The sequence below is a fragment of the Natronocella acetinitrilica genome (assembly GCF_024170285.1).
Lineage (GTDB): Bacteria > Pseudomonadota > Gammaproteobacteria > Nitrococcales > Aquisalimonadaceae > Natronocella > Natronocella acetinitrilica.
This window is the reverse complement of record NZ_JALJXV010000023.1, coordinates 1-7,209: the sequence shown is the minus strand read 5'-3', so window position 1 is coordinate 7,209 and position 7,209 is coordinate 1. Positions and strand designations below refer to the sequence as shown.

Annotated in this window: 10 protein-coding genes and 1 pseudogene; 6 read left to right on the top strand and 5 right to left on the bottom strand. The window is 57.9% G+C overall.

The features are described from left to right. From J2T57_RS22030 to J2T57_RS22015, 4 genes and pseudogenes are all read left to right on the top strand, one after another. Positions 1 to 341: pseudogene (locus tag J2T57_RS22030) on the top strand (hypothetical protein); the annotation flags it as partial. A 2-nt stretch (positions 342 to 343) separates the two neighbouring features. Then, on the top strand, positions 344 to 1,015 hold the full coding sequence (locus J2T57_RS22025) for a metallophosphoesterase family protein (protein WP_253485954.1): 672 nt from the start codon (positions 344 to 346) through the stop codon (positions 1,013 to 1,015). Positions 1,016 to 1,061: 46 nt separating this feature from the next. Then, a complete protein-coding gene (locus J2T57_RS22020; RefSeq protein WP_253485952.1) occupies positions 1,062 to 1,364 on the top strand; it encodes a type II toxin-antitoxin system HigB family toxin in 303 nt (100 codons plus the stop codon). Between the two features lie 8 nt (positions 1,365 to 1,372). Next, positions 1,373 to 1,750, top strand: a complete 378-nt coding sequence (locus tag J2T57_RS22015) for a helix-turn-helix domain-containing protein (protein WP_253485950.1) — start codon at positions 1,373 to 1,375, stop codon at positions 1,748 to 1,750. A gap of 508 nt (positions 1,751 to 2,258) precedes the next feature. Here the strand turns inward: J2T57_RS22015 and J2T57_RS22010 are convergent. After that, positions 2,259 to 3,236, bottom strand: a complete 978-nt coding sequence (locus J2T57_RS22010; RefSeq protein ID WP_253485948.1) for a hypothetical protein — start codon at positions 3,234 to 3,236, stop codon at positions 2,259 to 2,261. Between the two features lie 172 nt (positions 3,237 to 3,408). Between J2T57_RS22010 and J2T57_RS22005 the strand changes: the two genes are divergently transcribed. Further along, entirely contained in the window at positions 3,409 to 3,594 is a 186-nt protein-coding gene (locus J2T57_RS22005) for a ribbon-helix-helix domain-containing protein (RefSeq protein WP_366519149.1), read from the top strand. A gap of 20 nt (positions 3,595 to 3,614) precedes the next feature. On the opposite strand, the gene J2T57_RS22000 is transcribed toward J2T57_RS22005, so the two are convergent. The 4 genes from J2T57_RS22000 to J2T57_RS21985 all read right to left on the bottom strand — a co-directional run bounded on the left by J2T57_RS22000 (position 3,615) and on the right by J2T57_RS21985 (position 6,762). Then, on the bottom strand, positions 3,615 to 3,809 hold the full coding sequence (locus tag J2T57_RS22000; protein WP_253485946.1) for a hypothetical protein: 195 nt from the start codon (positions 3,807 to 3,809) through the stop codon (positions 3,615 to 3,617). Then, on the bottom strand, positions 3,799 to 4,386 hold the full coding sequence (locus tag J2T57_RS21995) for an energy transducer TonB (RefSeq protein ID WP_253485943.1): 588 nt from the start codon (positions 4,384 to 4,386) through the stop codon (positions 3,799 to 3,801). Before J2T57_RS21995 ends, J2T57_RS22000 begins: the two co-directional genes overlap by 11 nt. Before the next feature lie 433 nt (positions 4,387 to 4,819). Then, complete coding sequence (locus J2T57_RS21990; protein ID WP_253485940.1) at positions 4,820 to 6,388, bottom strand: hypothetical protein; 1,569 nt, start codon at positions 6,386 to 6,388, stop codon at positions 4,820 to 4,822. Continuing rightward, positions 6,370 to 6,762: a hypothetical protein gene (locus J2T57_RS21985; RefSeq protein ID WP_253485938.1), complete on the bottom strand. Its 393-nt coding sequence runs from the start codon at positions 6,760 to 6,762 to the stop codon at positions 6,370 to 6,372. The genes J2T57_RS21990 and J2T57_RS21985 overlap by 19 nt, the downstream gene beginning before the upstream one ends. A 228-nt stretch (positions 6,763 to 6,990) precedes the next feature. Between J2T57_RS21985 and J2T57_RS21980 the strand changes: the two genes are divergently transcribed. Then, positions 6,991 to 7,152, top strand: a complete 162-nt coding sequence (locus tag J2T57_RS21980) for a hypothetical protein (protein ID WP_253485936.1) — start codon at positions 6,991 to 6,993, stop codon at positions 7,150 to 7,152. The last annotated feature ends 57 nt before the right edge of the window (positions 7,153 to 7,209 follow it).

Sequence of the window (7,209 nt, the reverse complement as noted above, 5' to 3'; positions counted from 1 at the left end):
GGCTCTCTGAGAATCTGCTCTTGCGCATCTGGGCCTCCTTGGGCTTAGTCTGCCCGGAGACCTCAAGTTTTCAATGGACCAATTTTCGGGGAAGGCGACACCACCATGCGCCGTTCGTACCTGGTGCTGCGGACAGCGGACAGGATCCGCTGCGCTACGCATACGGTTCTGATTTGTCGGAGCTGATCGAGGAAACGCAGCCTGCGCTCTGGATTTTCGGCCATATCCACGCGTGCCTGGATTTCACAATCAGCAACACGCGCGTCGTGACGAACTGCCGTGGCTACACGGGCGTTGAGCCAGTCGACGCGTTCGATCCTGGCGCCACGGTGGAGGTATGACGATGACGCCTGACATTCTCTACTGCGGCGATCCCCATGGTGATTTCGCGCCCATCAATCGTGCGGCGCGGGAAAGCACGCCCCGGGCCCTGGTGCTGCTTGGTGACTATGACCTCAAGCGGCCGCTGGACGACATGCTGGTTGATGCAATCCGTCATACCGACGTTTGGTGGATCCCCGGCAATCATGATTTCGAGCGGGTGGAGCATTTCGACAATCTGTTCGGCAGCGCTCTTGCCAACCGCAATCTGCATGGACGCGTTGTGGACATCGGCGGCTGCCGGGTCGCCGGTCTTGGTGGCACGTTTCAGGGAAAGGTCTGGCATCCCCGCCAGCACGGGGCGTCACCGCGCTACGGCAGTCGGGACGAGTACCTCGCGACCTGCGGCAAGGGGAATCGTTGGAGAGACGGATTGCCGCTTGGCCGACGTGGTGCGATCTGGCCCGAAGACTACGCGGCACTCATGGACATGCGCGCCGATGTGCTGGTCACCCATGAGGCTCCGAGCACGCACCGGCATGGCTTCGAAGAGATCGACCGGCTGGCCGAGGCCATGGGTGCAGGGCTGATCGTGCACGGCCACCACCACGTAGACTACAGCGTAACCCTGTCTAGCGGTGTTCGTGTCATCGGGGTTGGGCTCGCTGGTGTCAGCTGCGGGCGGGGCAGTTGAATCATGGTTCTTTGCGCTAGTCCCATTTTGGGACTAATCTAGAGCGATGCGAGTGATAGCGCTCTCGACGATCAAGCGTTTTTGGGAGGAAAGTACCCAGTATCGCGATGTTGAGGAACAGGCGAAGGCCTGGTACCGGCATGTGAGCAAGGCAGACTGGAGTAGCCCGGCGGACGTCAAATCCGACTTCCGTAATGCCAGCGTCCTCAAGGACGGGCGGGTCGTGTTTAATCTTGCGGGAAACAAGTATCGACTGGTGGTCTGGATCAACTATCACTACCGCGTGGTGTATATCCGATTCATCGGCACACACAAGCAGTACGACGAGATCGACGCTCAAACGGTCTAGAGGTGGCAATGGACATCAAGCCAATTCGTAGCGATGCAGATTATCAGACCGCCTTGCGCGACATCGAAACGTTGATGGCGGCAGAGCCTGATACTCTGGATGGCGATCGGCTGGACGTCCTGGTTACGCTTGTGGAAGCGTATGAGCGCAAGAACTTCCCCATGGACCTCCCTGATCCGATAGAGGCGATCAAATTTGTCATGGAGCAGCGTGGCCTTGCTGTAAAGGATCTGGAGCCCATGATCGGACGCCGAAACCGAGTTTACGAGGTTCTCAACCGAAAACGCGGCCTCACTCTATCGATGGTGCGCAAACTGCACAGCGGCCTGGGTATACCCGCAGAGTCATTGATATCAAAAGAAGCGGAAGATCGGCGGCCCGCCTGAGCCCTATGGTCGCGTCGATTACTTGAATCTCTTGCGGCCTCGAGATGCTCCTCGCATGCTCTTCTTGCGTCTCTCGCACCATCTCTAGCGATCGGCGTCGGCGATCAACTGTATCTCGCCTGCCATGTGCTCAAGCCGACCTGGCTCCGACATGGAAATGCTACGCAAGGAGGTGACTGCGGTTCTGCAGCCCTGAACCGTCTGCTCGGTGAGTGCGGTTGGTCATTGCGGTTACAACGGAGCCGGCGAGGGCTTTTCCGGCACGCTAAAACGGGAGCGGACCAACCGGATGCGCTAACCAACCCCGGATGTCGTCAAGCCTGACTGGGGAAAATTGAGTAACCCTAGACGCGGAGAGGGCAACCGCTGGAGCAACGGGCTCCTTCGACGCGTGCGCGCTGCGATGATTTGGCCCGCAAATGTCGACGCCCTCGTGAACCAGAAGGCATGAGAGCCTGGATCGTGGCTCTCATGCCCATGAACTGCGATGCTGGCGAGAAAGTCCGCGTTAGACAGACTGAGTTGCGACGCTGGTGCCCCTGCACTCCCTGGAGCGAATGAACACGCGGTTTGCTCCTCCTGTGCTTGGTTGAATCGATGCGATGCGATCGGCCTGCCGGGACCGCGCAAACGCCAATCGCTTCCCGTCTCTCGCTGCGCTGTAACGATCGAGGCTTTGCAGCAGAAGCCCGACCGGCATGCGGCCTGGTGCCACGATGCCAGCCACGACGTGAAAGAGATGCAGCATCGTGCCCCACGCTTCCTTGTCTCGAAACTTAAGTCGAGAGAGGGCCGTGTCGACGAGATGAGTATTCAGCAGCGCGTGCTCACTCGCCCAGATGCCGTGTCGCCCGACCAGGGTAGGTGCCAGCTTGCCGACATCGTGTAGGAGACCGACGACCAAGGCGCACTGACGCTGCAGTGCATCTGGTTCGTCGTGAGTTACTGCTGCCAGTCTCTCAACAATGTCTACAGAGTGAACCAAAAGTCCGCCTGGATACGCGTGATGGTAATCCCGGCTTGCGCTTGCCGTGATGAAAGCATCCCGCAGCGCTGAGTCAGAGAAAACGTCTCTGACGAAAGTACGCACCGCTGGGAGAGTTAGGGCGTCGTCCAGGATTCGATCCAGGCGATGCAGCGCAGTCGATTGAACCGAAGCGGCCATGGTCGATGCGATGAGCTTTCCCGGGCATGGCTTGGAGCAACCGACAATCACTGCGTTAACGACTCCACTTGAAGCTCCGTTGCGGCGCGTTGCAATTGTGCGGAGCCGCAGATGGCGAAGCTGCTTTCGGCGTGGGCCGCGTTGCACTGCCGCCGAGTGAGGAACACGAACAAGTACTTCGGTGGAACCGGAGGTGTCCTCGACGCCGATGCCCAGGACGCGCCCGTCCCGCAGCTTCGCCAGCTGACGACTGTAATTGAGTACGAAAGTCCCGTCGAAGTCGAGGTCAGGTCTGGTAGGGAAGTCAGATACCAGCATCATGGCGATTCTCCTGTGTCAGCAATAAGGTGTCGCGCTGTAACGCTGTATAGCAAAGCGACAGGATTACTGTGAACAGGCAAACCATATTTGTCAAGGAGTATATGTGCTATACAAAAATGCAGGAGACAATTAGACTGAGGTCCACATTGATGATGCGAGGAGAACATCCGTCGTGACGGAGCAGAAACAGCGGCAGGTGAACGTTCGACTCGATGAGCATCTGCTCAAGCTCATCGACACGTGTCGAGTTGAAGCACACTCTGCAAGCGGCGGTATCCCAACGCGCTCAGACGTTATTCGGGACGCGATCCATGAATATCTAGAACGCCGCGGTAAGTTGCCGTCTGGCGGCTCTTGAGCGGAGTCGGGCGACTCGTACTAGGCATACGGCCCCTGAGCGCCGTCCGTGGTGACGACAGGCTTCACGGCGTCCTGTTTGATATACGAATCTTGGCGTAGCTCGGCAGTCAGGAATGCACTGGCTGCCACGCTGAATTTGCGCATCAGTGCGCTGCTCTTAATGATTGGTTTTGCCGCATCGAGCTTCATCAACACCATGGTTTTAGCTTCCATCCGGATTAAAGCGGAACGTCACCTTGTCGAGGTTCGCTCTCTGGAACGCTTCTGCACTGTCAGGTACCGGAAGCGGCGAGGCAGCCTGAATTGCGGCGATGACTGACTGATCGAAGTTTCGATCTCCGCTACTCCGAACGATCTCGATGTGATCAACGTGACCGGTAGAGCGAAGTGCCACCGCGACGTCTGCCGTGGCGCCTCGAGCCGTCCCGGACGGACGCTCCCAAGCGTTTCTTACCCGATCGGCCCAAACCGACACAAACCGTGTGCGATCTCTTCCCGGCCCAGCATGTGTTTGATTGGGAGAGCTTTCCCAGCGAATACTCGGTTCCCTGGCGGTCCGCTCTTCACCCGATGCAATGTTGAAAAGCCGGTCGAAGCCGCCGGGACAATCATCAAGCGCGTTACGCAAGCCAGAAAGATTGATCGAGACGATCTCCCCCGCGCGGAAGTCCGAGAGGCCCATCTCATTGCGAATGAGGAGCGTGTCGCCATCTCCCGCTTCCACCAGGAAAGACGCGGCCTCCCGCCCACTGAGCGCGACACCATATTGGTCGGCAAGCCAGGCAAGCATGCGTGACGGGGCGTTATCGACTCGGGTACGGACAGGTATGCGCTGTCCGCGCTCGGCGCGTAAGGGACCGTATTCGACGGTAGGGAAACCGCGCTCATGGCATTCCACGTTTAAACCCGAGGGATGGGAAACAGTGACTATAACGCGGTCGGTCATCGGGTCAGTGTGTAGGCTGGTGTTCCACTCGTTGCTGGTGGCTATCGACGGGAACGGAATCGCCAGGAGGACTGCCAGCGACACAGGCAGAGTTGCACCGTGGAAGCCGTGCCGATGTCTCGGTCCGTGCGATTCTCCTTTATGGTTGATGCGGTGAAAATCCATTTGCAGGCCCTTCTCCCTTATGGGCGGATAGCTTGATGATGCCTGACCGCACCGGAATCGTCAGGATTTTTCTAAGGGCATACTGAAGCATCTGGCGTACCGGTGGTTGAGGTCATGCTTCCATGCGGCTGCCATCTGCATCCCAATCGTCGCCAATGCACTCATCCATATCCAGTTCGCTCTCGTAGTGGAGGTCGAGCGGATCATCGTGCCAGTCGTCATGATGGTCAGCGTCCTCAGCGAGTGTGTCAGCATCGTATTCTGTGGGGGGCTCTTCGTTCTCGAATGGACCCGCGTCTCCTGCGGAAGTGAGTAACACCACCACTTCAATCGCGCGGCGGTGGCAGACGCGCTGCAGAAACTCAGAGCATGTAAGCGACTCACCGGGAATTCTCCTGTCAGCGATGCGATTACCGCTGGTTACTTTGTAATGCCGGCCCTCCAGGGCGAAGTGTCGGCTCGCGTAGTGCAGGATGTGCCGCGCATCGACAGTGCTGTCGAGCGTCTGGATGCTTTCCTTGCACGTTCCGTAACAGTCCATCTCCATCAATTCGACGAGAAACTGCTCGACAACGGCCTCTGGCTGTCGGCTTCCGGAGGTGAGAGTTGTTGGTTGGGTACCGCTGGAAGAGGCGGGTCTGTCTCCCTGCTCCGCTGTCCTACCGGGTGACGTGTTGCTGCTTTGGGCAGAGGCCTTTTCTTGTAGAAGAAGCGCGACCGCCTCGTGGTTAATTACCTGCGGTGCTACGGCTTCGTACTGCTGTCCCTCAAACCACCGAATATGGTTTTGCCATACGACCTGGAGGGCCTCCGCAGTTACCTTTGCGGCGTTCGGCCAATCGACGCTCTTTGGCGATGGCGACGCATACAGGTGATCGAATCCTGGACCACGGAGATTGATCCAAGTCTTGATCATGCTGTCGCTCGATTTAACGCGCAACCACCGGTAGTTACCCTTCTCTGCGTTAATTGCCTCTATCTCCGAGCCAAGTGGGCACGTGGCCAGTTTATCGCGTGCATCCTGTTGCGTTGTGCACGCTGAAAGGAGTTCCGCAAGCTCTCGTTGGATTATCGCGATCAGATTTTGCTGATTCTGGTCAGGCGCATTTGCGCCTTTCATGCCTGCCCTTTCGGGCGCAGTAACGCGATGCCGCCGGTGGAGTGCCGGGTCTGTCAGTCCGTGCTTAAGCGCCAACCAGCTCTGGAATGCAGCGCTGGAGCGTTGGTGATAGGGCAGACAGCGGACTGCATTACCAGTCACAACATTATATTTCGCAACGCCGATATGAATATGCGGTAGGCGTTGGATGGATTTGCCCGTCTCGTCCTCATAGGTCGTCTGGACTCGGGGCAGATGAGCTTCGGCGTAAGAGACCAGTCCATCGCTGTCGGAGTACAGGCCGAAATAATACGAGAGCACGTCCTGTGGTAACTGGCGCAGTGTTTCATCACTCAGCAGGCTATCTTGCTGAGCGAAGCCGATGGTCAGGTGCCAGTAGTGATCCCTCCATCGCTTAACACGTTGCGAGTACTTGACCGCTGATTCGAACACCGCCAGGTCTCCGAGTAACGGCACACGTTGATCCATGGTGTTGCGGGTCTGCATGCGACGGATCTTCTGTCCGGTGCGCAAGTACTGCGCAAGCCCGTGCGCACCTGCGGTTACCCGGATGATGCACATGACGGGTCCCCTGTTGGTGTGGACGAGCAGCCCGCAATCTGCGCCCTTGAACTCGAGAGCATGTGGACAATGGTGCGCAGCAGCTTGCGGACGTCTTCGTCGCTGGCACTCGTCTTCATGATCAAGTCGAGTATCTTTCGGGTTTGCTGTTCATGTTGGGTAAGCAGGAGCAGGGCGTAGGCGTCCAAGGCTTCGGCCTCCGGCCTCACTTGCTGCCCGAGAATGAGCGCGCGCAAGTAGTCGCTGCGCTTCATGAGTAACGTGCCGTTTAGTCCGCGGATTGGCCGTTCGATTTGCGCGAGTTCATCATCGCTGAATCGCAGGGAAACTACGGTTGAACGTGCCTTCGGTGTTTTCTTGCGTTGCATTGGCATTGCCTGTCCTCCAGTCTGCTCCCGGCGACCCCCCGGAGGTGCATCGGCGAGGTCGTCGTATACGTTTGCTAACGTGCCTATTTCGCACGTTTGCGCTACTTCCACGGTGAACTTAGCGAACCCAGGCGAGCTAACGAATGCCGAGCAGGCATTTTCATAAAAGCATTCGTCAGGTGGGGGGAGGTAGGTACGGTGACACTGACCATTATCATCTAACAGGAGTGTCACATGAAGAATGCCAAGAAGTTGTCGGTGCCAAGCGCAGATGAGATCGCCCGCAAACTGCCAGAGTTCGATGCGATGGTCCGCGAGGCCATTAAGCAGTCCGATAATGCGCGCAAGCCCAAGCAGGTGAACCGCCCCGGGTTTGGTGGAGGCTCCAACTCTTGAGAAGATGGAGCCATGAAGAAGACCAACAAGTTCTCACCTGAGGTTCGCGAGCGGGCA